26 protein-coding genes and 1 tRNA gene are annotated in these 25,496 nt (G+C 62.0%); 16 read left to right on the forward strand and 11 right to left on the reverse strand.

Features of this window, described 5'->3' with window-relative positions; translation table 11 throughout:
- Positions 1–47: 47 nt before the first annotated feature.
- The 3 genes from BPNPMPFG_RS17540 to betI all read right to left on the reverse strand — a co-directional run bounded on the left by BPNPMPFG_RS17540 (position 48) and on the right by betI (position 2,591).
- Entirely contained in the window at positions 48–983 is a 936-nt protein-coding gene (locus BPNPMPFG_RS17540; protein WP_258589988.1) for an ABC transporter substrate-binding protein, read from the reverse strand.
- A gap of 55 nt (positions 984–1,038) precedes the next feature.
- Positions 1,039–1,848, reverse strand: coding sequence for an SDR family oxidoreductase (locus BPNPMPFG_RS17545; RefSeq protein WP_258589989.1), 810 nt, complete (start codon positions 1,846–1,848; stop codon positions 1,039–1,041).
- A gap of 113 nt (positions 1,849–1,961) precedes the next feature.
- Positions 1,962–2,591 (reverse strand): choline-binding transcriptional repressor BetI, encoded by a 630-nt coding sequence (gene betI, locus BPNPMPFG_RS17550; protein WP_258589990.1) that lies wholly within the window; start codon positions 2,589–2,591, stop codon positions 1,962–1,964.
- An 83-nt stretch (positions 2,592–2,674) separates the two neighbouring features.
- On the opposite strand from betI, the gene BPNPMPFG_RS17555 reads away from it, so the two are divergent.
- The gene (locus BPNPMPFG_RS17555; protein ID WP_258589991.1) at positions 2,675–3,748 is read left to right on the forward strand and encodes a helix-turn-helix transcriptional regulator; all 1,074 of its coding nucleotides are present in this window, start codon (positions 2,675–2,677) and stop codon (positions 3,746–3,748) included.
- A gap of 8 nt (positions 3,749–3,756) precedes the next feature.
- On the opposite strand, the gene BPNPMPFG_RS17560 is transcribed toward BPNPMPFG_RS17555, so the two are convergent.
- Positions 3,757–5,151, reverse strand: coding sequence for a flavin-containing monooxygenase (locus BPNPMPFG_RS17560; protein WP_258589992.1), 1,395 nt, complete (start codon positions 5,149–5,151; stop codon positions 3,757–3,759).
- A gap of 208 nt (positions 5,152–5,359) precedes the next feature.
- Here BPNPMPFG_RS17560 and BPNPMPFG_RS17565 point away from each other — a divergent pair, with 208 nt between their 5' ends.
- The 3 genes from BPNPMPFG_RS17565 (at position 5,360) to BPNPMPFG_RS17575 (ending at position 7,991) form a co-directional block, all read left to right on the forward strand.
- Entirely contained in the window at positions 5,360–6,136 is a 777-nt protein-coding gene (locus BPNPMPFG_RS17565) for an SDR family NAD(P)-dependent oxidoreductase (protein WP_258589993.1), read from the forward strand.
- Between the two features lie 88 nt (positions 6,137–6,224).
- Positions 6,225–7,079, forward strand: coding sequence for an SDR family oxidoreductase (locus BPNPMPFG_RS17570; RefSeq protein WP_258589994.1), 855 nt, complete (start codon positions 6,225–6,227; stop codon positions 7,077–7,079).
- 27 nt (positions 7,080–7,106) lie between these two features.
- On the forward strand, positions 7,107–7,991 hold the full coding sequence (locus BPNPMPFG_RS17575) for an SMP-30/gluconolactonase/LRE family protein (RefSeq protein WP_258589995.1): 885 nt from the start codon (positions 7,107–7,109) through the stop codon (positions 7,989–7,991).
- 308 nt (positions 7,992–8,299) lie between these two features.
- Here BPNPMPFG_RS17575 and BPNPMPFG_RS17580 read toward each other — a convergent pair.
- Both BPNPMPFG_RS17580 and BPNPMPFG_RS17585 read right to left on the reverse strand, forming a co-directional pair.
- A tRNA-Leu gene (locus BPNPMPFG_RS17580) sits at positions 8,300–8,384 on the reverse strand.
- Between the two features lie 348 nt (positions 8,385–8,732).
- Positions 8,733–9,935, reverse strand: a complete 1,203-nt coding sequence (locus BPNPMPFG_RS17585) for an acyltransferase family protein (protein WP_258589996.1) — start codon at positions 9,933–9,935, stop codon at positions 8,733–8,735.
- Between the two features lie 147 nt (positions 9,936–10,082).
- On the opposite strand from BPNPMPFG_RS17585, the gene BPNPMPFG_RS17590 reads away from it, so the two are divergent.
- The 3 genes from BPNPMPFG_RS17590 (at position 10,083) to BPNPMPFG_RS17600 (ending at position 12,521) form a co-directional block, all read left to right on the forward strand.
- Positions 10,083–10,952 carry a LytTR family DNA-binding domain-containing protein gene (locus BPNPMPFG_RS17590; protein WP_258589997.1) on the forward strand — a complete coding sequence of 290 codons (870 nt, stop codon included), beginning with the start codon at positions 10,083–10,085 and terminating at the stop codon, positions 10,950–10,952.
- 373 nt (positions 10,953–11,325) lie between these two features.
- Positions 11,326–11,913 (forward strand): YqaA family protein, encoded by a 588-nt coding sequence (locus tag BPNPMPFG_RS17595; RefSeq protein WP_258589998.1) that lies wholly within the window; start codon positions 11,326–11,328, stop codon positions 11,911–11,913.
- Between the two features lie 89 nt (positions 11,914–12,002).
- Complete coding sequence (locus BPNPMPFG_RS17600) at positions 12,003–12,521, forward strand: disulfide bond formation protein B (RefSeq protein ID WP_258589999.1); 519 nt, start codon at positions 12,003–12,005, stop codon at positions 12,519–12,521.
- Positions 12,522–12,686: 165 nt separating this feature from the next.
- On the opposite strand, the gene BPNPMPFG_RS17605 is transcribed toward BPNPMPFG_RS17600, so the two are convergent.
- Together BPNPMPFG_RS17605 and BPNPMPFG_RS17610 are read right to left on the reverse strand one after the other, a co-directional pair.
- Positions 12,687–13,244 (reverse strand): HNH endonuclease, encoded by a 558-nt coding sequence (locus BPNPMPFG_RS17605; RefSeq protein WP_258590000.1) that lies wholly within the window; start codon positions 13,242–13,244, stop codon positions 12,687–12,689.
- 128 nt (positions 13,245–13,372) lie between these two features.
- Complete coding sequence (locus tag BPNPMPFG_RS17610) at positions 13,373–14,014, reverse strand: DNA-3-methyladenine glycosylase family protein (protein ID WP_258590001.1); 642 nt, start codon at positions 14,012–14,014, stop codon at positions 13,373–13,375.
- A gap of 73 nt (positions 14,015–14,087) precedes the next feature.
- Between BPNPMPFG_RS17610 and gluQRS the strand changes: the two genes are divergently transcribed.
- Both gluQRS and BPNPMPFG_RS17620 read left to right on the forward strand, forming a co-directional pair.
- Complete coding sequence (gene gluQRS / locus BPNPMPFG_RS17615) at positions 14,088–14,963, forward strand: tRNA glutamyl-Q(34) synthetase GluQRS (protein WP_258590002.1); 876 nt, start codon at positions 14,088–14,090, stop codon at positions 14,961–14,963.
- Between the two features lie 150 nt (positions 14,964–15,113).
- Positions 15,114–16,022 (forward strand): DMT family transporter, encoded by a 909-nt coding sequence (locus tag BPNPMPFG_RS17620; RefSeq protein WP_258596800.1) that lies wholly within the window; start codon positions 15,114–15,116, stop codon positions 16,020–16,022.
- Here the strand turns inward: BPNPMPFG_RS17620 and BPNPMPFG_RS17625 are convergent.
- The gene (locus BPNPMPFG_RS17625; protein WP_258590003.1) at positions 15,992–16,840 is read right to left on the reverse strand and encodes a YihY/virulence factor BrkB family protein; all 849 of its coding nucleotides are present in this window, start codon (positions 16,838–16,840) and stop codon (positions 15,992–15,994) included. The genes BPNPMPFG_RS17620 and BPNPMPFG_RS17625 overlap by 31 nt on opposite strands.
- A 59-nt stretch (positions 16,841–16,899) precedes the next feature.
- On the opposite strand from BPNPMPFG_RS17625, the gene BPNPMPFG_RS17630 reads away from it, so the two are divergent.
- The 7 genes from BPNPMPFG_RS17630 to BPNPMPFG_RS17660 all read left to right on the forward strand — a co-directional run bounded on the left by BPNPMPFG_RS17630 (position 16,900) and on the right by BPNPMPFG_RS17660 (position 22,437).
- Positions 16,900–17,766, forward strand: a complete 867-nt coding sequence (locus BPNPMPFG_RS17630; RefSeq protein ID WP_258590004.1) for an SDR family oxidoreductase — start codon at positions 16,900–16,902, stop codon at positions 17,764–17,766.
- A 23-nt stretch (positions 17,767–17,789) separates the two neighbouring features.
- Positions 17,790–17,981, forward strand: a complete 192-nt coding sequence (locus BPNPMPFG_RS17635; protein ID WP_258590005.1) for a twin transmembrane helix small protein — start codon at positions 17,790–17,792, stop codon at positions 17,979–17,981.
- Positions 17,982–18,007: 26 nt separating this feature from the next.
- Positions 18,008–18,589 carry a cob(I)yrinic acid a,c-diamide adenosyltransferase gene (locus tag BPNPMPFG_RS17640; RefSeq protein ID WP_258590006.1) on the forward strand — a complete coding sequence of 194 codons (582 nt, stop codon included), beginning with the start codon at positions 18,008–18,010 and terminating at the stop codon, positions 18,587–18,589.
- A 28-nt stretch (positions 18,590–18,617) separates the two neighbouring features.
- Positions 18,618–19,418: a rhomboid family intramembrane serine protease gene (locus tag BPNPMPFG_RS17645; protein WP_258590007.1), complete on the forward strand. Its 801-nt coding sequence runs from the start codon at positions 18,618–18,620 to the stop codon at positions 19,416–19,418.
- Between the two features lie 182 nt (positions 19,419–19,600).
- Positions 19,601–20,350, forward strand: coding sequence for an electron transfer flavoprotein subunit beta/FixA family protein (locus BPNPMPFG_RS17650; protein WP_258590008.1), 750 nt, complete (start codon positions 19,601–19,603; stop codon positions 20,348–20,350).
- Between the two features lie 161 nt (positions 20,351–20,511).
- Positions 20,512–21,441, forward strand: a complete 930-nt coding sequence (locus tag BPNPMPFG_RS17655) for an electron transfer flavoprotein subunit alpha/FixB family protein (RefSeq protein WP_258590009.1) — start codon at positions 20,512–20,514, stop codon at positions 21,439–21,441.
- Between the two features lie 117 nt (positions 21,442–21,558).
- On the forward strand, positions 21,559–22,437 hold the full coding sequence (locus BPNPMPFG_RS17660; RefSeq protein ID WP_258590010.1) for a 3-hydroxybutyryl-CoA dehydrogenase: 879 nt from the start codon (positions 21,559–21,561) through the stop codon (positions 22,435–22,437).
- 150 nt (positions 22,438–22,587) lie between these two features.
- On the opposite strand, the gene BPNPMPFG_RS17665 is transcribed toward BPNPMPFG_RS17660, so the two are convergent.
- Positions 22,588–24,510: a PAS domain S-box protein gene (locus BPNPMPFG_RS17665; RefSeq protein WP_258590011.1), complete on the reverse strand. Its 1,923-nt coding sequence runs from the start codon at positions 24,508–24,510 to the stop codon at positions 22,588–22,590.
- Positions 24,511–24,856: 346 nt separating this feature from the next.
- Complete coding sequence (locus tag BPNPMPFG_RS17670; protein WP_258590012.1) at positions 24,857–25,495, reverse strand: NrsF family protein; 639 nt, start codon at positions 25,493–25,495, stop codon at positions 24,857–24,859.
- Between the last annotated feature and the right edge of the window lies 1 nt (position 25,496).

Below are 25,496 nucleotides of genomic sequence, written 5' to 3' on the forward strand. Positions count from 1 at the left end.
GTGAACGGATCCCAGCGTTCACCGCCGGCGACCGATCCAGGCTTGGATCAGTTCTGAGCTGCCTTGACCCATGCTTGCCAGTCGCTCTGATGCTGCTCCAACCAGCCGTCGACAGCCTGATCGAGGTTCTTGCCCTGCTTGTCCACGGCGTAGATCATCTTCTGCTGATCGTCGGCGTGGATCTGGAGCGATTTCATCAACTCATAGCCGGCTGGCCATTTCTCGTGGAAACCCGACCACACCACCTTGATCACAGGCGGGGCGACGATGCATTCGGCCAAGTTCTTTTCGTCACAGGGCGGCATTTTGAGCCATTCCACGGGCACCTCGGCCAGCACCCAATGCGGCGCCCAGAAACGCATCAGCAAAGGCTTGTGGGCCGCCACGGCCGCCTGCAACTCGGCGATCAGCGCGCCTTCGGACCCGGCAGGCACAGGCGTGAATGGGATTTCAGCATTCTTCAGTTCGGGCCCGCTCGCTGATCCCCAATCGGCCGGGTAATCCAGTAGGCGCCCGTTTGGAAATGTCTCCGGCGTTGCCAGCGCTTGCACACAGGCGGGATCTTTCAGTGCCGTCCAATCGGGCAACGTCGGACAGGCGATCTTGGTATCGGCGGTGAAAAGCCACCCGTCCTTGGTCTCGAGGCCGAGCTGGCCGATTTCCTCCAGCTTCCCTTCTGCCTTGGCCTTCGGATACACATCGCCAAGGTTGCTCGGCCAAACTTCAGGCGAGATCGACAGGCTGCCGCTCGCGATGCCGGTGAACTGCGGCAATGTACCAGCCGTTACATATTCGACCTTGTAGCCCAGTTTTTCGAGCAACTTGCCCGTGATATGCGCGGACAGGTTTTGGCCGGTCCATTCGTTGATGGCGATCTTGATCGAGGTGTTGGTATCCCCAAGCGGTTTCGCCTGCGCCGCAGGGGCGATGGCCAGACCTATGGCTATTGGCAGTGTCCATAACGCGAGCTTGCAACCAACCATGAACTCTTCCTCCCATTGTCGTCGTTCTTCTTGTCGAGATCAGGCTTCCAGCGCATCAGTTGGTGGCACGGGGCGCTGGGGCACTGATCGGTGCAAATATCCCTGCAAGCATACCGCCATCGACAGGCAGCTCAGCCCCGGTCACAAGTCGCGCTGCATCCGATGCCAGGAAGAGAATCGCCTCGGCGATGTCCAAGGGCACCGGAAGCTTGCGCATCGGCACCACGCTGCTCAAACCAGCCACAGCCGCTTCGCGGCCGCCCACCTCCTGGGCAAAACTGGCAAGCATCTCCGAGTCGACATAGGTTGGATGAACTGAATTGCAGCGCACCGGCAGCGAATTGGCCGCGCAATAGATCGCCACACCTTTGGTCAACAGCCGCACAGCTCCCTTACTGGCAGCGTAGGCAACGGCGTCATCGGCGGCGATGTTGCCGTAAATTGAGGAGATGTTGACGATCGATCCTGAATTGCTCCTTGCCTTCATCGCCGCGACGGCGGTGCGGCAGCCCAGGAAAGTCCCCGTGGCATTAATATCCATGGTGCGCTGCCATTCAGCGAGCGAGTAGCTGAGGAAATCGCCATCGCTCCAGATTCCAGCGGAATTGACCAGCACATCGAGCCTGCCGGCACGCTCCAGAACTGTGTCGACAGCACTTGACCACGATGCCTCTTTGGTCACGTCGAGCGGAACATAGGAAGCCGACGCGCCGATCTCAGCAGCTGCGGCCTCGCCGCGCTGGCGATCGATGTCGCCTAGGAAGACGGTGGCCCCTTCGCGCGCAAAAAGCCGAGCGGTCTCCCTGCCGATTCCTGAAGCCGCGCCGGTGATGAGGGTTACTTTGTCGCCCAGCCGCGCGGCCATGAGGTTGCTCCTTCCAGTGCAGGTCTCTCAAAGCCTATTCAGCCGTCGCCGGTGCAACAATGGTGCCAACGGTCACCATCCGGCGTTGCAAAGATGCGCCATCCAGCGTGACCTCAGCCCAGCCGACGGCCGGGGTCGGTTCGCGACAGATGCTCCTCCCAGGCAATGTGAGGAATGCGGTGAGCCAGGTAGTCGCTCACTTGCGCCAGCGCCTCGAGGGCTGAAATCTTGGCTGGCCGCAACCCAAGCCTCAACCAGAGGCCATCGATAATGGTCGTTATGCCAAGCGCGACTGTCCCACATTGCTCCGCTGGAACAAGGCCGGATAAGGCGCTCATCAAGTTCGAATGCATGCGGGCGTGGACGACACGCTGAATGCGGGCGAGCTGCGGCTCGCGGGGCACCTCGGCACAAAGCGCCAGCCATGCATGGCAGATTCCTGGCGTGAAGAATGCGGTGCTGAAATTGCCTGCAATAATCGCCCATAGGCGCTCGTCGGGACTGCGAGCCAATCGCATCTGCCGGATAACCTCATCGCGCAACAGGGAGTTCGAATGGCGCATCGTGTGCTCGAACAGCTCCTGCTTGGTTTTGAAGTAGTGGTGGACAATGCCTTTTGAGGCTCCTGCCTTCTGCGCAACCTTCTCAATCGTGGCTCCAGCCATACCTTCGCTTTGGAGCACCTCGAAGGCCGCATGGCGCAACTCGCGGCGTCGAATCTCACTGATTTTTGTCAGGCTCATGAGTCCATATTGACATGTTTGGCCAAAAGGATCAAGAATTGGCCAGTCGACCAACTTTTAGGCCGAAAGGCCAAGGAGCAGAGATGAACGTTCATTCTCCGATGAGCAGGCTTGTCCCTGATCCCGGTCAGATTCGGTTTGAAGTTCCGAACGGTATGGCGAGGCTTGAATTCTGCACCGCGATCGGACGCGCAAGTGCGGCAATCGGCGATGAAGCTTTCTATGACAGATTGCTGGAGGTCATGGCCTCTTTGGTCGAGGCCGATCAGCTTTCCTTGGTTCGGTATTCGACTTCCGGAGCGCCGGACCTTATCATCCCGCGTGAAATCCGTGCTGAGGTTGCCGCCCCTTACGCATCCGGTCTCTACACGCTCGACCCGTTTCACGATTATTGGCGCAACGTTGGACTGCCCGCCGTCTGCACGCTGCGTCGACTGGCGCCGGACGAAATGTGGAGGAGCCGTTATGCCCTGGAGTTCCTGCGCGCGGCCAGCATTAGTGACGAGATTGCAGTGTTTCTGCCGCCGTTAGGGGGGGCCAGTCCGACTCTGATTGTCGATCGCGCCGTCGGTGAATTCAGACCTTCGGAAGTCGCGACAATTGAGAATGCGTTCCCCTTGTTGGCCGGCCTGCACGATGCCCATTTGAAGGCCATCATCAGTCATGGCCTGGCAGCGGATGCCACTGAGAAGCCGCTACGCCTTCTTGACCGACGGGGCGACGAACTTGCTGCAAACAGTGCGTGGCGCAGGTTGGTGGCGGACCCAGGGGGCGGATTGGTGGAGGCGCTGGTTGAGCTCTCCGCCACGGGCAAGAGGACGGCATTGCTGCCTGACGGTCGGCTTGTGGTCAGATCGGCATTGGGCGTCGATTTTGGTGCGGCGCCAGGGGGCCAATGCGACCAGGTGGAGGTTTCTGCGATGCAGGCACCCCGTGCTGATCGCAATGGCTGGCTCTCAGTCCTTACCCACCGCGAACGGCAAATCGTTGAATTGACGCTCGAAGGCCATCCGATCGCGAGCATTGCAGACCGCCTCGGTGTCAAACGCGGAACAATCAAAAACCACCGCCTCCGCCTTTACCAGAAGCTCGACATCACCACGGAACGCGAGCTGTTTCTCACCTATGTCCAGTACTTACGAGCGACGGGCTCTTGACGGCGCCCTCACTCTGCCGCAGAGCGAAACTCCACATCAGCGACCCTGGGAACGGGCAGCTTGGTGCGGCCGAAGCCAAGGGAGCGGGCCCGCTTTCGGCCTCGCTTGAGCTCGCCTTCCAGCTCTGAGAAATAGATATCCTGATCGAGTTGCATCGTGTGCCGCGCCGATGCGTAGTAGCGGCTCATGTGCTTCTTCTCATCGGCAACAATGGTTCTCTTCTGCTCTTCCACGTCCGGCAGCGCATAATCGCCTGCCAGGTATGCCGCGATCCACTTTGCCTGCCGATCGGCGAGCGCGAAGAGCGTTATGCTCGGTTGAGCCAAGGCGATGAAGAAGAGGTTCGGGATCCCTGGCTTGAGGACCCGCTTGAACAGGGGAAGGCGGTTGCTCGGCGCCGAGATGAAGGTTGGGTCGAAGAAGGGAAAAGAGACCTTGTAGCCAGTGGCCCAAACGATGATGTCGATCTTCTCGCGGCGACCGTGTTCGAAGACCACGCTATCGCCGTCGAGCTCGCTGATGCCCGGCCGAATTTCGATATCGCCCGACGCGACCAGCGTTGGAAATGTGTCCGAGACCGAGACATGCGCTTCGAAAACGCGGTGGTCAGGCTTCGGCAACCCAAAATCTTCCATGTGACCGACCGCGAAATGGAAGATCCGGCGGCCAACCCAGCGCTGCAGAGAGAGTGGCAGCCACGGATAGAGTTTGCCCTTGTCGGCAGGCTTGCCAAGGAGGAAGCGGGGAAAGATATGCGCCCCGCGCCGCGTGCTTACAAAAAGCTTCTTTGTGATGTGGCGCGGGCTCAGTTCATTGGCGATATCCATCGCGGAATTGCCCATGCCGACGACAAGGACGCTTTTGCCCCGGAAATCAACCGGCGTAAAAGGGTCGCGATAGCCATGCGAGTGGAGTTGCATCCCGTCGAACTTGCCTGGATAGGCGGGGTCGGGCAGACGCGAATCCCAATGGTGCCCGTTGCAGACGAACAAGGCATCATATGAGCGCGTTTGGCCGTCGCCCAGGCGGATCTGCCAGGTGCCGTCGGCATCGCGGTCTGCCTTCTTCACCTCGGTGTTGAGTTTGACCTTACCGGTCAGGCCGAAGTGGTCCATGTAGGACTGCAGATACGCCAGCACCTGGGTGTGATGCAGGTAGTGGGGGGTATCGGCCGGCATCGGAAAGTCGGCGAGTTGCAACTGCAGCTTCGAGGTATCGATATGCAGCGAGCGATAGGCCGCCGACTTCCCATTCGGGTTCTCGAACGCCCACTGACCGCCAACACGGTCGCTCATTTCGAACCAATCGAAAGGAATGCCTCGCGCGGTAAGTGCTTTGGCTGTGACAATCCCGCTGCAGCCAGCTCCGATGATGCAGCATCTGGGAAGGGTATCTGGCTTCATGGCAATGGCTCCCGCAAGACAAATGTGATCGTGGCGGGAACCTAGTTCAGGCATTGAGACGCCAACAATGGTGCCGACGGTCACCATCCGGAAGGCTGGCCTTCGCAGGGATGCGCTCAATGGTGACCGTCGGCACCATTGGCGTGGCGGCGAGCGGTGAAATAGCCTTGGTCATTGACGAAATCACCTCGTTTGCCGGAGCCATCTTATGCCCCTCGACCACCCAGCGCCGGAGAGCACCGCCTCCCCGTTTCAGGTGCCACCGCTGCTTGCAGGTCGGCGCGCCGTTGTCACAGGCGCTGCTCGCGGGATAGGTAAGGCGATCGCCGACGCTTTTGAACAGGCCGGCGCGACTGTTTTCCGACTTGACATCAGATCATCTGAGACCGTGCGAGCTTGCGATATCGCGGATGAAGACTCGGTCAAACGTGCCTTGGCAGAGATAGCTGCCGAAGGCCCTATCGACGATGTCGTCCACGCCGCCGCCATCGGCGCCGTTGCATCTCTGGCTGATATGCCAGTGGCAGACTTTCGGCGCGTGCTAGACGTAAACGTCATAGGCGCCTTTCTTGTTGCGCGGGAGGGATCGCGGCATCTGCATCGCGGTGGCAACCTTGTCCTCATCGCATCACAGTATGGGCTAAGGGGGTGGCCTCTGTGGGGAGCGTATTGTGCGTCAAAGGCTGGTGTCCTGCGGCTGTCTGATGCGTTGGTGGGGGAGCTCGCGCCGCGGGGCATACGCGTCAATACGATTTCGCCTGGCAGTGTCGATACCGAGATGGTTGCGACAACGACTGCCAATGTTGCGCGCGAGGCCGGAACTGACCCGGCAACCATACGCGCCCGCTATGAAGCAGCCATCCCCATGGGCCGCTTTGCGCAACCGCGGGAGATTGCCTACGTCGCCGTGGCACTCTGCTCGGGGCTCTGCTCGTATGTGAATGGTTCCAACATTGTCGTGGACGGAGGCGAGCTTTCTCGCTGAGGAGCGCCCCTTGCTGCACGGCAGCAGTCACGCTAGACGCTTCTAGATTCGCAGACAGATTGGTTGCTTTTCGCACAGCCTGATGAGGTTGGCGCGGCCGATCAGAACACGACTAACGGGTATCGGTGATGCCATGTCGGGCAGCACCGGTCGTCCCGGCGCAGAAAGGGAGACGAAAATGACCCAGCGGGTGATGATCACGGCGGGAGCTTCGGGCATTGGCTGGGCTATCGCAAGGGCTTTCGCCGATAGCGGGGCCAAGGTCCATATTTGTGACGTCGACGAGCGCGCGTTGCGCACCGTTGCACAGACATACCCGCAGATCGTGGGCAGAAAAGTGGACCTGGGCAATGAGACGGCGGTCGACAAGTGGTTCGACGAAGCGCTTGGCGATCTCGGTGGGCTCGATGTTCTCATCAACAACGCTGGCACCAAAGGTCCGACCGGCCATGTCGAGGAACTCAAACTGCAAGACTGGCGAGATTGTCTGGGCATCTGTCTCGATGCGCAGTTTCTTTGCGCCAGGCGCGCCGCACCGGTCATGAAGGCTCAGTCTTCCGGCAGCATCGTCAACATTTCTTCGACCGCCGGCCTCTACGGCTATGGGCTGCGAACGCCCTATGCCGCAGCCAAATGGGCTGTCATCGGGTTCACAAAATCACTGGCTGTCGAGCTTGGTCCCCACAGCGTGCGCGCCAACACGATCTGCCCGGGCTCCGTCAATGGCGCGCGCATGCAGCAAGTTATCAAGGCCGAGGCCGAGAGCCGCGGGGTCGCGATCGAGCTCGTCCAGGAGGAATATGTCCAATCCCAGTCCATCAAACGCTTCGTGGAACCCGAGGAGATTGCGGATATGTGTCTCTTCCTGGCGTCACCGGCCGCAAAAATGGTGACGGGCCAGGCCATAGCGGTCGACGGCCACACCGAGACATTTCACATTTAGCGCAGCGCCAGGGCCAAAGGATAGACAATGCCGGTGGACACCGCTGATTGGAGAATCTGCACTTCAACGCGTGACCGTCTGGGTGAGAGTATTTTATGGCACCCGGTCGAGCAGTCGCTCTATTGGATCGACTTCTATGGCCCTACCGTTCATCGCCAAAGACGGGGTAGCGGCGTTGTCGAGAATTGGAAACTGGATTTCGCCGAGACGATGGGATCGCTTGTCCTGACGGACAAGGGCCTCCTTCTTGCGATGGATCACGGGCTTCATCTTCTCAACACAGATACTGGGAAGACAAGATTCTTTGCTGACCCCAAAAACGGCCAAATGAATCTCGTCTACAATGACGGTAAGGTTGACCGCGCGGGGCGCTACTGGATCGGGACCTATGACGTGTCTGAAAGAGATCCAAAGGCGCTCTTCTTTCGCAAGACCCCGGACGACGGCTGGGTCGTTGGCGACGAAGGCTTTGTGATATGCAATGGCCCTGCCTTCTCGCCAGACAATCGCAAGCTTTATTTCAGCGACACCGTCGCTCATCGCATCCTTTCCTATGACCTGGATGAGCATGGATCGATATCGGGCCGCCGCGTGTTCTTCACTTTTGCAACCAGGGACGGGATGCCCGACGGACTGGCCGTCGACAGCGCTGGCAACGTGTGGTGCGCACTCTATGGCGGCAGCAAGGTCGCGTGCATTGACGCTCGGGGGACGCTTCGAAGGTCGCTTTATTTGCCGGCCACTTTCGTTACAAGTCTCTGCTTCGGCGGGCCAGAATTGAAGACGCTGTATGTGACGACGGGTTGGAACAGCAGCACGACGGAAGCAAACAAGGCAGACGACGTCGGCGGCGCGGTCTTCATGCGGCCAGTCGATATTCCAGGTATGCCAGAGCCCATCATCACGCTTTAGGATGGGAAATGTAGATCATGCCGGGTTCGGACGACGGCTCGTGAGTTGTCATCGTCAGCATGTCGACACTTGCTGCCCCGGCCGACGATGTCCGTGGTCACACCTGGAAGTGTCAGTGGTGCCGATGGTCGGCGCAGTCTGAGACGTCAAACGTATCCAGATCGGGGGATTGGCGATAGCCGCCGGCAAAATGCGCCCCGATCGCAGGATATTCCCGAGTATCCTGGTAAAGGTGGGTGGGGGACACGATTCGAACGCTGGTGCGACAGTGAAATGATCGCCGTTCTCAAAGTTCGTTGGCCGATAGTTGGTGCGGGTGGTCGGGCTCGAACCGACACTCCTTTCGGAACTGGATTTTGAATCCAGCGCGTCTACCAGTTTCACCACACCCGCAAATACTAACTCATTGATCTCTCAACGCTCTCATGCTGCACCTAGGCAAAAGCCGAAAGAGCGAGAATTGAGAAGCGGCATACTCCTAACTTATGGAAACACATCGGTATTACGCTACGTGCGGAAGGTAGACGCAACCTGATTTTGAGTCGAGCGCGTCTACCAATTCCGCCATAGGGGCTCAGGCCAGGAGGCCTGGATGGGCGCGGACTATACGGTCGGAGGCCTGTTCGTCAACTGGCCAAAGCGACGACACCACGCTTTCCTGAAATTCGCTTTCCGATTTCGGCAGCAGCGCTGAACAGCCTGCGGGCAGACGAAACTGCTCGATGCCACTCCGCCGATCGATCAAGATGTTGGCGCTGAGGCCGCGGCAATGCCACCTCTGCCATTCTGGCGCCCAACCTTGAGACCGAAGACCAGACGCAGAACCGCGGAGCGCGCGGCGATTGCGGCGATCGCCAGGCTTGTTGCGAACGACAGGGTTGCCACCGTCGCATATTTGAGGAACGGCGCGTCGACCCAGCCTAGCAACCAGAAGCCGATGAGCACGATCACCGTCTGGTGGACGATGTAGAACGGCATGGCAATTGCGCCGAAGCGGGTGAGGAACGGCAGCGGCCGCCAGAGATAGGCGCTGCCATAGCCAATCAGAGCGACCAGGCACGTCCACTCCGCCACCGTCCGCAGGGCGAGGCCGGTGCCGAGCGGCGGCACGAAGGGCATCATTCCAAAGCGTAGGGCTAGCCAGCCAGCCGACAGGATGGCGCCCGCCAGCACCCATGTCCGGCGGTGGCATCGGGCGGCAACGGTCAGGTTGGGGCACGCCATGGCAAAGGCGCCAGCCAGCAACAACCACATATAGTGGAAATTGTTCGCCCAGTCGTCGATGAGAGCGTGAGTGCTTGGGAAAGAGGGGCGAAGCGTCAGCTCGATGAGCAGAAGCGGCAGCCCCAATGCCGCCAGCACCGCGCTCCCGGCGACAGGCGACAGCAGGATTCGCTGCCTTTGCATGGTCCAGCGCAGAAGCAGCAACGGCGGCAGGAGCAATATCGAGAATACGAAGAGATAGGCCAGGAACCAAAGATGGTGCCAGCTGAAATTTCCGTGGGGGTAGCAGCACGATGTGAAGAAGCTGGGATAGAAGGCTAGAAAGCTGCCGCTGAAATCGACAGGGCTGGTGCGCAGGGCAACGAGGGGCGAGATCCGCTCCACATAAACTTGCGGCGGTACGACGATGATCATGCCAAGAAGCAACGGCACGAACAGGCGCTGGAAACGCTCGCTCAGGAAGCGGCGCGCGCTTCGTGCGCCCAGGCTTGCATACGCGCTCATACCGGCCAGGAGGAACAAGAGCGGCATTCCAACGATGTTGAAAACGGCGACGAGCACATCGGCGGCAATGAAGGTCTGCGCATTCTTGATATGCCAGTCCTCGCTGTCGAACAGCCGGGCCGAGTGGAACAGGATGAGCGCAAGGACGACGAGCGCCCTCAGGTGGTCGATGAAGAGTTCGCGGTGCGGGTAAGCGCTTGACGCTGGAGACGACATCCTCTGTTCCCGTGATAGATTGGCGATGCGGTCGGTCTAGAGACGTCCGTGCCGCATTGCAGCCGCCATGTGACGAGCGGCGGATGGGTGGTGCAGGCGGCGACAAGCCGTGGCATCGGAGGGCCGATCGGCGGCGGTGGAGGACAAATGGCGGACATGCCGCGGGCGGATAAGGGGCAGGATCTGGAACGCCGCGTCCTGCGTCGCATCTTCTGGCCGGCTTCGGTCAGCCTCGCCGGCGTGGCCATGATCAACGTGATGACGCTGCTTACGGAGGCACAGCGCGCAGGGACTCCGCTCGATGCCGGCATTCCCCTGGTTCTGGAATTCTCCAGCGTATCGGTACTCTTGGTACTAATTCCTCTGATGAGCGTCTTCATGCGCATGGTGCCATTGCAGCCTTCGCGATGGCTCGTTGCTCTGCCGCTTTATCTGGGCATGAGCATTGCCTTCTCCGCTCTGCATGTGCTCGGCATGGTGACACTGCGCAAAGCACTCTTCTGGGTCTTCTGGGGCCGTTCCTACATCTTCTTCAGGGCGCCGTTGACCGATTTTCTCTATGAATACCGCAAGGACCTGCTGTCTTTCTCGGTCATCGTGGTGATCTGCCACCTGGTGCGGCGGCTTGAGGAAAAACGGCGCGAACCGACGGCCGCCGGGGTGCAGTCACATCCGGCGGGCCGTCTGGCGTTGAGGTCGGGCAGTCGCACCGTCTGGGTGGATGCCGCTACCTTCGAATGGGCCAGCGCTGCGGGCAACTATGTCGAATTCCATGGCGGCGGCTCACATCTCCTGCGCATGACACTTCTGGGGCTGGAGGATCTGCTCACACGGTCTGGAGTGGATGTGGTTCGGGTGCATCGCTCTCGCATCGTCAATCGCGCCAAGGTGCGTGAAGTGCTGCCCACGCGCGATGGCGACTTCGTGGTGCGTCTGCTGAGCGGCGCTGAAGTGCGCGGCTCCAGACGTTATCGCGAAATCCTGGCAGTCGACGCAAGCGGCGATAGTTGCCCCTAGAGCAATCCCAGGAAAGTGTGAAACGGTTTTCCCGGGGAAAAGCGCGTAGCGCTTCCCTTAGGGAATTGCGACAAAACAAAGAGATAGAGCGGTTCGGCGTTTCCGTGAAACGATGAACCGCTCCAGATGCGACAACGGGTCGGACCCTGTTCGTCAACTGGCCAATTGCCGACGGTCGCGGATGCGACCAAACTTCACCTTTCGATTTCGTGACGGCGCTGCCATTGTGCAGCGCGGAAAATCTTTCTAGACAGGCGGCGCATCAAAGTGCGGCGCGTCTGACGGGATGGATGGCGCGCTTTGGGTCTTGTTTGTGCATGCCATTGTCCCGAAACCGCTGCGCACTTTTGGGCGACACGCATTAGGAGTGCCGATGCTTCGCGGATTGTACAACTGGACCTTGTCGCTGGCGGCGAGCAAATCCGCCGAGTGGTGGCTCGCCTTCATCGCTTTCGTCGAAAGCTCGGTGTTTCTGGTGCCGGCCGACGTGCTCTATCTGCCGATGGCGCTGTCGCGGCCGGAGCGCGCCTACCGCTACGCGCTGATCGCCACCGTCGCTTCGGTGCTGGGCGGCATCGCCGGCTGGTTCATCGGCCACTATGCCTATGATGCGGTGGCGAGGCCGATCCTCGAATTCTACGGCAAGTATGACGAGTTCGAGAAGCTGCGCGCGGGGGCGGGCACGGGCTTCATCATCCTGATGCTGATCACCTCCGGTGCGGCCCATCTGCCCCCGATCAAGGTCGTGACCATCCTGTCCGGCGTTATCGGCGTCAATCTGGCGCTGTTCATCGTGCTGGCGATCGTCGCGCGCGGCGCCCGCTTCCTGCTCTTGGCCTGGCTGCTGCGCCGCTATGGCGAGCCGATCCGCGAGTTCATCGAAAAGCGCCTCGGACTGATCGCCGGTGCTGCGGCGGCTGCCCTGATTTTGCTCTATATCCTGGTCAAATACGCGCTCTAGTCCATGTCGCCCAAAAGTGCTCAGCGGTTTTGGGACAACGACATGGACGAAGGTATCGAGCGCGGCGAACGCAACGGATGAAAGACACGATGACAGCGACCATGAATGCCGACGCTGGACGCCAGCGGACCCGGGCGGCCTTGTTTCTCGCTGTTGCCATGGCCGCGACCGTCGGCTCGGCACTGGGCTTCCAGTATCTTGGCGGCTACATCCCTTGCCACCTCTGCCTGGAACAGCGCACGCCCTACTACATCGGCGTGCCGCTGATGCTGCTGGCGGTGATTGCATCCATGCTGCACGCGCCGGCATGGCTGACGCGCGGCCTGCTGGCCATTGGCGGCCTGCTGATGCTCTACGGCCTCTATCTCGGCGTCTATCACTCCGGCGTCGAATGGCAGTGGTGGGCCGGCCCGACCGATTGCACCGCCGGCGCCGGGCCGGTCGACACCGGCGGCAAGGGCGTGCTCGACGCGCTCGACAAATTCGTGCCGCCGTCCTGCGACAAGGCGGCGCTGCGCATCCTCGGCCTGTCGCTGGCCGGCTGGAACGCCATCGCCAGCCTGATCCTGGCCGCCGTCGCCTTCCGTGGCGCTCTCACCCGCGACTGAGCCAGGGCGAATGAGCGGCGCGACGCAGGGTTCGAGCAAAAATTCGGCAGGCTGAGTCGGATGGCGCGGCTTTCGAGAACCGGAGCGGAGCGTACTTAAGTACGTGAGCACCGGAAGCGCAGAAAGCCGCGCCAGGCGGCCAGCATGGCGGATTTGTGTCGAACTCTATGGTTCGAGTTCGACATCCCAGTACAGATAATCCATCCAGCTCTCATGCAGATGGTTGGGCGGGAACAGGCGGCCGTTGTTGTGCAAATCGTGCACCGTCGGCTGGTAGGGTTTCTGCAGCGGCCACATCTTGGCGTGCGACGGCATCATGCCGCCCTTCCTGAGATTGCAGGGCGAGCAGGCTGCAACGACATTCTCCCAGGTCGTGGCCCCTCCGCGATGGCGCGGGATGACGTGATCGAAAGTCAGATCCTCCGGCGTGCCGCAATACTGGCATTGGAAGCGGTCGCGCAGGAAGACGTTGAAGCGGGTGAAGGCCGGATGCCTGGACGGCTTCACATAGGCCTTCAGGCTAACGACACTCGGCAGCCTCATCGAGAAGGTCGGCGAGGAGACGGCGTGCTCATATTCGGCGACGATGTTCACCCGGTCGAGGAACACCGCCTTGATGGCATCCTGCCAGGACCAGAGCGACAAAGGGTAATAGCTGAGCGGACGGTAATCCGCATTCAGCACCAGTGCTGGAAGCCCATCCGGAGATACGGCAACCGTCACGTGTTTACCTCCTTGGTTCTAGACCCGAACGGCGCGGATACTGTAAGCCTGACATGACAGGGATGTGAAGCGGATTGTCGCGTCGCTGAAGCGCCAAAAATGAATGATTTTTATGCTTTTTCGCGGATTCAGGCCGGTGGCGCGGCGTCCCGCCCCCTGGTTTCGCGATAATACGACCAGAAAAGCCGCGATGCGACACCTCGCCACGGGCTCCATGATTCGGCCAAGGCGATCAGTGTTTTCTCCGGCGGACGCGGCTCGATGCCGAGCGCGTGGCCGACCGCGCTCTGCAAGGCGACGTCGCGCGCCGGAAAAATATCGGGGTGCCCGGCGGCAAACAACAGATACACTTCCGCCGTCCATGGGCCGATGCCAGACACCGCCGTCATCGCCGCGATCGCCTCCTGGGCATCGAGCGAACAGAGGTGATGAAGATCGAGCCCGTCGTCCACCGCCTGGGCAATGGCGATCAGGCCGCGCTGTTTCGGCCGCGACAGCCCAGCCTCGCGAAACATATCTTCGCCGGCAGCAAGGATCGCCTGCGGCGTCAGCGGATCGACGAGTTTGATCAGCCGGCCGAAGATCGCATCGGCGCTGGCGCGCGACACCTGCTGCGAGACGACGATCGAGGCCAGGCTCCGGAACCCCGGCTCGGAGAGCCGCAGCGGCACCTCGCCGGCCATGCCGCGCACCTTTTCGAGGCGCGGGTCGATCACGCAAAGCGCATCGAGCCCCCGGGCAATGTCGTCTGATGTGGCGATGCGCTGCATGCTTTCTTGTTCCTTGACCCCTGACAAGGTAGCAATTGGCGAAGCGCCGCAAAACAGGATTGCCGCCTGAGAGATGACACTCCTGACATTCCGCTTCGCGCCCAGCCCCAACGGCGAGCTGCATCTCGGCCATGCCTATTCGGCACTGCTCAATCAGCAATTGGCTGACGCCACCGGCGGTCGCCTGCTGCTGCGCATCGAGGACATCGACACGACGCGCTGCACGCCGCAATTCGAGGCCGGCCTGCTTGCCGATCTGAAATGGCTGGGACTTGGCTGGGACGTACCGGTGCGCCGCCAGTCCGAGCATTTCGCCGAGTACCGGGCGACACTTGACCGGCTGGTTCGGGACGAACTCGTCTATCCCGCCTTCATGAGCCGCGGCGAGATCCGCGCCTTCATCACCGACAGCGAAAAGCGCGGACGCGACTGGCCGCGCGATCCCGACGGCGTGCCGCTCTACCCCGCCGCCGACAAGGCGCTGCCCGTGAAGGAACGCAAGCGAAGGATCGCCGAGAACGCGCCCTTCGCCTGGCGGCTGGACGTCGATGCGGCCATGGCGCATGTCGGCAAGGACCTGTCATGGGCCGAATTCGTCGATGAGACGCTGTCGGCGACGCGCGCGATCGAAGCCCGCCCACAGGATTGGGGCGACGTGATCGTGGCGCGCCGCGACATCCCGACCAGCTACCACCTCGCCGTCGTCATGGACGATGCGCTGCAAGGCATCAGCCATGTCGTGCGCGGCCGTGATCTGTTTTCCGCCACCGGTGTGCAACGCCTGCTTCAGGAGATCCTTGGACTGCCGCAGCCGGCCTATTTTCATCATCGCCTCATCCTGGGGCCTGACGGACGAAAGCTGTCGAAGAGCCTCGGCGACACCGGCCTTGCCGCCTTGCGCCGTGCCGGTGCATCGCCGGACGACGTCAGGCGGATGGTCGGGTTTTGATCCCGGCGAGGCCAGGGGAACCGCGTGGCGAATTCGCCGACCGTTGAATTCCGGTGACGCATGGATCAATGGTTTCGTTTTGCGCGCCGGCTTGAACCGCATTAGAGCATCGCCACGGTCAACTCTCCTCAGCACGGCGGTCTCTTGAACATGCACAGCATCAAGCGGTTCATCCCCGCCACCTTCGTCGTCCTGTGGGCGACCGGCTTCATCGGTGCGCGCTACGCCATGCCATGGGCGGAGCCGTTCACCTTCCTCGCCGCGCGTTTCGTCCTGGCCGCCATCCTGCTCGCCGTCCTGATGCTCGTGCTGGGCTCGAAGAGAGCCACCCGCACTGAAGCGCTGCACGCCACCGGCGCCGGCATCCTGATGCACGGAGTCTATCTCGGCGCCGTCTTCTGGGCCATCCACCGGGGCATGCCGGCCGGATTTTCGGCCCTCATCGTCGGCTTGCAGCCGCTGATCACGGCCGTGCTTGCCGGCAAATTTCTCGGCGAGGCGATCCTGCCGCGCCACTGGGCAGGCCTTGGCATCGGCCTCATCGGCATCGTCATCGTGCTGTGGCCCAAGCTCCTCGCGCTCGGCGGCGGCGTGACGGCGGCGACGTTGACAGCCTCGCTGGTCTCTGTGCTCGGCATGAGCGCCGGCACCATCTGGCAGAAGCGCTTCGCCTCCGGCGGCGACCTCGTCGCGGCGACCATGTGGCAATATGTCGGCGGCGCATCGCTGATGATATTGGCCGCACTCGCCTTCGAAACGCACACGGTCGTCATCAACGGCGAATTGATCTTCGCCATGGCCTGGCTGGTGCTGGTGCTGTCGCTCGGCGCCATCTTCCTGCTGATGGTGATGATCCGCGACGGCGAGATGTCGAAAGTCGCCTCGTTGTTCTATCTGGTGCCGGCGGTGACGGCCATCATCGCCTGGGCCTTGTTCGACGAGCAGCTCAATGCGCTGCAGATCGCCGGCATGGTGATCGCGACATTTGGGGTTGGGCTGGCGACGGCTCGCCCGACCAAAGCATCGGGTCAGCCGACCCGGGCACGTGCCTCCAGGTAGCGGCTGATCGCGGCATTGAGCTCGCCGCCGAGGATGAAGATCGCCGAGACCATGTAGAGGAAGACCACGGCGATCATGATCGAGGCGAGGCCGGCATAGGTCGTCACATAGGACGAGAAATGATCGAGATAGGTGGCGAAAATCGTCGATCCGACAAGCCATGCCACCAGTGTGAAGATGATCCCCGGCACCAGCGAGACGAAGCGGCGCTTGCCCGCCGGCAGCCAGAAATGGACAGCAAACAATCCGCCGACGATGACCGCCGAGGCGATGACATAACGCCATAGCGTGATGGTGCCCATATAGGGCTTGATGCCTTCGATATGGGCTTCGGCGAGCCGCGCCAGCAGCGGCGCGAACACCAGGAGTACGCTGATCGCCAGGAAACCGGCCGTCGCGATCAGCACGAAGATGATGCTCTGCACGCGGCGATAGATGATGCCGCGCGTTTCCGAGACGCGATAGGCGCGGTTGAGCGACGTGCGCAGCGCCTCGATGCCGTTCGAGGCAAAATAGGCGGCAAGCACCACGCCATAGGTCAAAAGGTCGCTGCGGCGGACGGTGAGCACATTGAGCACTTCGCGCGCGATAGGCTTGGCAATCTGTTCGGGCCAGGTGTCGAACACCAGATGCACGGCCGTGTCCGAGAACGCCTGCGCGCCCAGGAAGCTCGCCAGCGTGGTGGCAAAGATCAGGAATGGGAACAGCGCCATCAGCGAGGTGATCGCCAGATGGCTGGCCATCGCCCAGCCGTCATCGGTGTTGAAGTGGCCAAGCGCGTCGTAGAGAACCCGCTTGAGGGCTACGATCTTCCGCATTGAGAACCGCGTCCCTCCAATTGTCTCCACGCCGCGAATATGGGAAGGGATTGCGGCAAATGGCAACCCTTGGCGAAACCACGAACAGTCCGGCGCAAGAGTTGCGCTCGATCATCGTCACCGGCGCATCTTCGGGAATAGGCGCCCATTGCGCCCGCGCGTTGCAGGCGGAAGGCTGGCGGGTGTTCGCAACGGCGCGCAAGCCGGAAGACATTGCCGCACTGGAAGCCGACGGCATCGAGGCTTTCTACCTCGACTACAGCGAACCGGACTCCATCGCGGCACTGGTGACGGCCGCGCTCGATCGCACCGGCGGCCGGCTCGATGCCCTGTTCAACAATGGCGCCTATGCGCAAGCCGGCGCCGTCGAGGATCTGCCGGTGGCGGCGCTCAGGGAGCAATTCGAGGCGAATTTCTTCGGTTGGCATGATCTGACCCGCCGTCTGATGCCGGTGATGCGCCGCCAGGGTCATGGCCGCATCGTCCACTGCTCGTCGATCCTCGGTCTTGCGCCGGTGCGCTTTCGCGGCGCCTATTCGGCATCGAAACACGCGTTGGAAGGTCTGATGCTGTGTCTGCATCAGGAGCTCAGGGGCAGCGGCATCCATGTCTCGCTGATCGAGCCGGGACCGGTAACGTCGAAAATCGCCAGCAACGCGCTTCCGTGGTTTCTAAAGAACATCGATCACGAGAATTCGGTCCACCGCCTCGACTATGAGGCGCAACTGGAAAGGCTGCGGGCCGGCGGCAGCACGTCGCGGCTGAAACCAGGCCCGGAAGTGGTGCATGCGGCGCTGCGCCATGCACTTCTGTCGCGGCGCCCGCGTCCGCACTATGTGGTAACAGTGCCGGCCAGGATCGGCGTCATGCTCAAACGCATCCTGCCGGCATCGATGCTCTACCGCTTCCTTGCCGAACGCGCCTGAACCAACCGAACTGGGAACACACCATGGGAACCGTCTTCAACATCCTCGCCATTCTGGTCATGGTCGCTGTGGTGATCGTGCTTGTTCGCGGCCTCATCAACATGATGCGCGGCGGTTCCGGCGTCACCTCGAACAAGCTGATGCAGGCGCGTGTTCTGCTGCAGGCCGTGGCGCTGGCGCTGATCCTGCTGGCGGTGTATTTCACCCGCAAGTGAGGGATATCGGCCGCTGGGGAGGCGACGTGGTCAAGCTCAACAAGATCTACACCCGCACCGGCGATGACGGCACCACGGGCCTCGGCACCGGCGAAAGGCGGCTGAAATCCGACTTGCGGGTGGACGCCTACGGCACGGTCGACGAAGCCAATGCCTGCATCGGCATCGCCCGGGTCCACACGGCGACAACCTACCCGGCAATCGACGCCATGCTTTCCCGCATCCAGAACGACCTTTTCGACCTCGGCGCCGACCTCGCCGTTCCCGATGACGGCAAGCCCCTCGGATATGAGCCGCTGCGCATCATCGCCACGCAGACTGACCGGATCGAAAAGGATATCGACCTGCTCAACAAGGATCTTCAGCCGCTCAAATCCTTCGTTCTGAACGGCGGCACGCCGGCCGCCGCCGCCTTGCACCTCGCCCGCACGGTGGCACGGCGGGCCGAGCGGCTGATGGTGGCGCTGGCCCAGGATCCGCGCGAGCACGTCAACCGCGACGGGCTGAAATACATCAACCGCGTCTCGGATTTCCTGTTTGCCGCCGCCCGGGCGGTCAATGACAATGGAAATGCCGACGTGCTATGGGTTCCCGGCAAGAACCGCTGATTGTCGAAAGCGGAAGAGGGCCTGGGGAATGTTCATCCCGCTTTACGACACCAACAGGCTGCGCCACATCAGGCTGCAATATGTGACGATCGGGCTGATCGTGGTCAACGCCCTGGTCTATTGCGCCACATCGCTCGGCGGGGAGAACTTCACCAATGCCGCGGTGCTTGGCCTAGGCTTCATCCCGTCGGTCGTTCACAACACCGCCGAGCTCGACCCTCGTTTTGTCGTCATCCCCGCGAGCCTGAGCTACCTCACCTATTCCTTCCTGCATGCCGACATCTTTCACCTCGGCGGCAACATGCTGTTTTTGTGGGTGTTCGGCGACAATGTCGAGGATGCGCTCGGTCACATCCGCTACCTCATCTTCTACCTGTTGTGCGCCGTCGCGGGAGCCGCCTTCCAGAGCTTCGTCGCCTGGGACTCGCAGGTGCCGCTGATCGGCGCGTCCGGCGCCATCGCCGGCGTGGTCGTCGCCTATCTGATCCTTTATCCCAGGGTGAAGGTCTGGGTGCTGGCCTTTGCCCGTATCCCTCTGCGCATTCCGGCCTTCATCCCGCTCATTCTGTGGGTACTCTTCCAGGTGGTGATGTTTGCCGCCGGCGGCGAGGACCAGATTTCCTGGGCCTGCCACATCGGCGGCATCATCGCCGGCGCCATTCTGGTGCTCGTCTTGCGCAGCCGTGGCGTGCCGCTGTTTGCTCCCGCTGACCAGGATGACGCCGCTGCTGCTCCCGAACAGCCTGCGGTTGCTGCTGAGCCGGTAAGGCCTCAGCCACCCGCCACGCCGACTCGCTGGGGGCGAGGAAACGCTTCCAATCCGGACTGAACCGATTTGAGCGGCTTGCTGCGTATTGACGTGCAGTGTTGCCGCAACTACGGAAACGTCTCCGTCTGAGCCCAAGGCGGGCAAAGACCAGAATTTCCATCCGGAATGTCGGCTTTCGACAACTCAGAAAGGGCGCGGACTGTTATAGCGCGCCCAACTATCTCAAGAGAGGTGACAGGCAAATGAAGATCCTTGTGCCCGTGAAGCGGGTTGTGGATGCGAACGTGAAGGTTCGCGTGAAGGCTGATGGTTCGGCGGTTGAGCTGGCCAATGTGAAGATGGCGATGAACCCGTTCGACGAGATCGCGGTCGAAGAAGCGATCCGGCTGAAGGAAGCCGGCAAGGCGGACGAAATCATCGTCGTTTCGATCGGCCCGCAGCAGGCGCAGGAAACCCTGCGCACCGCGCTCGCCATGGGCGCCGATCGCGCCATCCTGGTCAAGACCGACGAGCAGACCGAGCCGCTCGGCGTCGCCAAGGTGCTGAAGGGTGTCGTGGAGGCCGAACAGCCCGGCCTCGTCATCCTCGGCAAGCAGGCGATCGACGACGACAGCAACCAGACCGGCCAGATGCTGGCAGCACTCCTTGGCTGGGCGCAGGGCACTTTCGCCTCCAAGGTGGTGATCGATGGCGACAAGGCCAAGGTGACGCGCGAAGTCGACGGCGGCCTGCAGACGGTGGAGTTGAAGATGCCGGCGATCGTCACCGCCGACCTTCGCCTCAACCAGCCGCGCTATGCCTCTTTGCCCAACATCATGAAGGCCAAGAAGAAGCAGCTCGACGAGAAGAGCCCGGCCGACTACGGCGCCGACGTCAAGCCGCGGCTGAAGGTCATCAAGACCGAGGAGCCGAGCGGCCGCAAGGCAGGCGTCAAGGTTAAGAGCGTCGCCGAGCTGGTCGACAAGCTCAAGAATGAAGCCGGCGTGTTGTAAGGAATTCCGATGAGGCCGGCCTGCAAACGGTCGGCTTCTGCGCTTCCGGTGCTCACGTACAAGAGTACGCTCCGCTCCGGTTCTCGAAACCAACCGTTTTCGGCTCGGCCTGATCGGAATTCAGGGAGCCTCGAAGACGAAAGTCAGGGAAACCAAATCTAATGGCAATTCTCCTCATCGCCGAACATGACAACGCAACGCTTTCCGACCAGACCGCCAAGGCGCTGTCGGCGGCGCTGCAGATCGGCTCGGACGTGCATGTGCTGGTGGCCGGCAAGGGCGCCAAGGGTGCGGCCGATGCCGCCGCCAAGCTGAAGGGCGTCAGCAAGGTGCTGCTGGCCGAGGCCGACGAACTCGCCGAGCGCCTCGCCGAACCGATGGCGGCACTCGTGGTGTCGCTGGCGGGCGCTTACGACACCATCATCGCGCCGGCGACCTCGTCGGGCAAGAATGTCGCGCCGCGCGTTGCGGCCCTGCTCGATGTCGCGCAAGTGTCCGAGATCATCGAAGTGGTGTCATCAGATACGTTCAAGCGACCGATCTATGCCGGCAATGCCATCCAGACGGTGCAGTCGAGCGACGCCAAGAAGGTGATCACCGTGCGCACGGCCTCCTTCCAGGCAGCCCCCGAGGGTGGCTCGGCCGCGGTCGAGACCGTCAAGGCGGCAGCCAATCCCGGCCTCTCCAGCTTCGTCGAGAACAAGCTCTCCGACACCGACCGTCCGGAACTGACCTCGGCCAAGATCATCATCTCGGGTGGGCGCGCGCTGGGTTCGGCGGAAAAGTTCCAGGAGGTCATCCTGCCGGTCGCCGACAAGCTCGGTGCCGCTGTCGGCGCTTCGCGCGCTGCGGTCGACGCCGGCTATGCGCCCAACGACTGGCAGGTCGGCCAGACCGGCAAGGTCGTCGCCCCCGATCTCTACATCGCGGTCGGCATTTCCGGCGCCATCCAGCACCTGGCCGGCATGAAGGATTCGAAGGTCATCGTCGCCATCAACAAGGACGAGGAGGCACCGATTTTCCAGGTCGCCGACTACGGCCTCGTCGGCGATCTCTTCGTCATCTTGCCGGAACTGCAAAAGGCACTTTGACGCTTTCTGCCAAAGCGTATTAAATAGTGAAGGGTGGGGTAGACGAAGTCGCCCCGCCCTTTTAGTTTGCACCGCACAAAAAGCAGGCCGAGAAGGCCTTTTGACGGGATCGGTGTAATGAGCAAGATCGAGACGATCGGCATCATCGGCGCGGGCCAGATGGGCGGCGGCATCGCCCATGTCTCCGCGCTTTCAGGCTTCAAGGTGCTGATCTACGATATATCGCCCGACCGCATCGAGAAGGGCATCGCCACCATCAGCGGCAACATGGCCCGTCAGGTGGGGTCCGGCAAGCTCGACGAGAAGGTGCGCAACGAGGCAATGTCGCGCATTTCGTCCGCGCCGGCGATGGCCGATCTTGCCGGCGCCGATCTGGTGATCGAGGCGGCGACCGAGGACGAGACGGTCAAGCGCAAGATCTATGCCCAGCTCTGTCCGCAGCTCAATCCCGAAGCCATCCTGGCGACCAACACCTCGTCGATCTCGATCACGCGGCTTGCCGCGCAGACCGACCGGCCGGAGCGTTTCATCGGCATCCATTTCATGAATCCGGTGCCGCTGATGAAGCTGGTCGAGCTGGTGCGCGGCATCGCCACCGAGGACCAGACCTTCGAGGCGGCAAAGACCTATGTGAAGCAGCTCGACAAGACGATCACGGTTTCGGAGGATTTTCCGGCCTTCATCGTCAACCGCATCCTGCTGCCGATGATCAACGAGGCGATCTACACGCTCTATGAGGGTGTCGGCTCGGTCGACGCCATCGACACCGCCATGCGGCTCGGCGCCAACCATCCGATGGGGCCGCTGCAGCTGGCCGATTTCATCGGGCTGGATACCTGCCTGTCGATCATGCAGGTGCTGCATGACGGCCTGTCGGATTCGAAATATCGCCCCTGCCCGCTGCTGGTGAAATATGTCGAGGCCGGCTGGCTCGGCCGCAAGACCGGACGTGGTTTCTACGACTATCGCGGCGAGCATCCCGTCCCGACGCGGTAGAGCGGTTTGTTTTGACGCAATTCCCCAAGGGAAAACGCTATGCGCTTTTCCCGGGAAAACCGTTTCACACTTTTCCTGGAATTGCTCTGGTCAGTCCACTCAGCGAAAACTGCAGCTGGCTTTCGGGATCGCAAGCCATCGGCACCGGGATCAGGAGGCCGCGGCCAGCGGCTCGGGCGGTCCTGCCCTGTCGTCCACGCTCTCGCCGTCCGGCGCCACGGAAACGCAGCCACGACCGGCCGCCTTGGCCGCATAGCAAGCGGCGTCGGCCCTGGCGATGATCTCGTCGACTTCGCCGCAATTGGCGCCGATCGCGGCCAGCCCAATGCTGGCGCCGATCATGTGAGGACGGCCGTCCCAGGTGAAATCCAGGCCGCCTATCGCATCGATGATGGAGCGCGCCGCAATCTTGGCGCCGGCCGCCGAACCCGATTTCAGAACGACCGCGAATTCGTCGCCACCCAGACGCGCGACGATGTCTTCGGGACCAAAGACGCCGCGCACCGCCTCGGCAACCCGCTTGAGCAAGGCATCTCCCGCTGCGTGGCCGCCGGTGTCGTTGACCAGTTTGAAGTGGTCGAGGTCGATGAACATGAACTGATGTCCGCTGCCTCTGCCCGACGTGCCGTCCTTGCGCGCCTGATCGACCAGTTCCTCCATGGCGCGGATGAAACTCGAGCGATTGGCAAGGCCGGTCAGCGCATCATGCGCGGCGGCGTGCGCGAGCTGGCGCTGCAGCGCGCGCGCATCGGTGAAGTCCTGGAAGACGATGACCAGCCCGCAGAATTCGTTCCGCTCGTTGATGATCGGCGACACGACCTGGCGGATGCTGCAGCGCGTGTCGTCGCGCCGGATGAGAACGGCGCGGCTGTTCTGATCGGCGGGGGTCTGGCCGCCGATCGCCGGCCGGGTCACGCCGATCCGGTGCCCCGTCTCCTCGTCGGCCGCCCAGTAGACATGGCCAAGCATCTTGCCGAGGGCCTCGGCGCCGGCAATCCCGGTCAGCTTTTCGGCGACCGGATTCATGAAGGTAACGCGGTTTGCGGCATCGGTGCAGATGACGGCATCGCCGATCGACTGCAGCGTTACCCTCAGCCGCTCCTTCTCATCGGCCAGCATTGCCGCCGACACGGTGAGGCGAGCTTCGGCCTCCTTGCGCCGGGTGATGTCGGTCAGGCTGCCGATGGCCCTGACCAGGCGGCCTTCCTCGTCACGCTCGATGGCCTTGCCGCGGTCGAGGATCCATATCCAGTGGCCATCCTTGTGGCGCATCCTGAACTCGGCTTCGAAGAACGGCGTCTTGCCGTCGAGATGGGCGCGATCCGCCTCGGCGACGGTCTCGCGATCGTCGGGATGGATGAGCGTCAGCCAATGGTCGGGATTTCCGTCGAGTTCGCCATCCGTATAGCCCAGCATCTTGACCCAGGTCGAGGAATAGGTCGTGCCGCCCTTGCGCATGTCGAGGTCCCAGACGCCTTGGCCGGCGCCGGCCAGCGCGAAATTCCAGCGCGTTTCCGCTTCGGCTATGCGCGCCTCGGCCTGCTTGCGCGCGTCGATGTTCTCGATCTGCGAGACGAGATAGAGCGGACGGCCGCTGTTCTCGTCACGAATGACCGAGCCGGCAAGATGAGCCCAGACGGGCGTGCCGTCCTTCCTGAGGTAGCGCTTCTCGAAATGGAAGGAATTGACCGTGCCCGCTTTCAGACCGTCCATCGTTTCCCGGCCGACCTGCAGATCGTCGGGATGCGTAATCTGGAAAAAGGTCAGCGCCTCGATCTCCCCGCGGCTGTAGCCAAGCATGGCGGCGAAGGCCGGATTGGTCTCGAGAATGCGACCGTCGAGGCCGACAACGGCGATGCCGATCGCCGAATCCTCCATGGCGCGGCGGAAGCGCTGTTCGCTCTCCGCGATCTGCCGGCGATCCTCACTGACCCGGCGGTTGAACAGGACGGCGAGGAAAAGCGCGCCCACCGCCACCCCCACCGAGATCAGCAGGCAGAATGTCAGCGCCTCGGTGCCGGGATCCAGTCGCGACAGCACCAGCGAAGCCGCCACGACGCTGAGGCCGGCCACGAGCAACGCCAACCCTGCGTGCCCAAAGGATCTTCGGCCGGCCATTCCTCGCCACATCACGATACGTGCACCCCCGTGCGCAAGCGCATGCTCTCGCGCCAATCCTGACGGACCGATTTTAAGGAAAGGTTGCGCGCGGCATACCGGCGCCATCGCCAACCGACAAACAATTGCCGGCATGATTAAGGATCAGTGTGCAGGGGTCGCGGCTGAGCAATTCCAGGAAAAGTGTGAAACGGTTTTCCCGGGAAAAGCGCGTAGCGCTTTCCCTTAGGGAATTGCGCCAAACAAGGAGATGGAACGGTTCGGCGTTTCCGTGAAACGATGAACCGCTCCGGGCGGGGCGCTACCAGCGCACGAAAAACCGCCCGCCGAGCGCGCCAAGCAGCGCCAGCGCCGCGATCGCTATCGAGTACCAGGTGGCGACGAATAGCGGCGAATCGTCGAAGCAGTGCGCGGCATAGAAGGTCGCAGCCAGCCCGCCGGCGAGCAGGCCAGCGACCGCACCGGCAAGCACCGGCCGTGTCGGTGCGCCGTAGCGCAGCATCCACAGGAAGATCGCAAGCGGGCCTATCCCGATCAGCGGAATGAAGGTCATGCAGATCATCATATTGGTGCCAACCAGACGCGTCCCCCAGTCGGCCGAGGGCACGGCGAACAGTTCCAGCACCACGGCCACGGCCACAAGCAGCGGCGCGGCGATCATCCCCACGGCCGCCCGACCGGTGGAAGCGCCAGGGGTCGACAGCGCGCGGATCAGGACAAAGGCGCTGATTGCAAGCGCGCCCGTGAAGACGAATTTGGAGAGGAAACGCATCGTATGCGCGGCCGCCATGAAGTCCGGACGCGGACCGATCGTCAGCAGGAAAACGATTGCCGCGATCACGGCCGCCGCGCCGGCGGCCATCCACCAGGCCGAGCGCAACGGCATCGTCTTGCTGTGGGCATCGGCGTCGAGCGCCTTGATAAGATCGTCGGTCCTCATG

The sequence above is a fragment of the Mesorhizobium sp. AR07 genome (assembly GCF_024746815.1).
Taxonomy (GTDB): Bacteria; Pseudomonadota; Alphaproteobacteria; order Rhizobiales; family Rhizobiaceae; genus Mesorhizobium.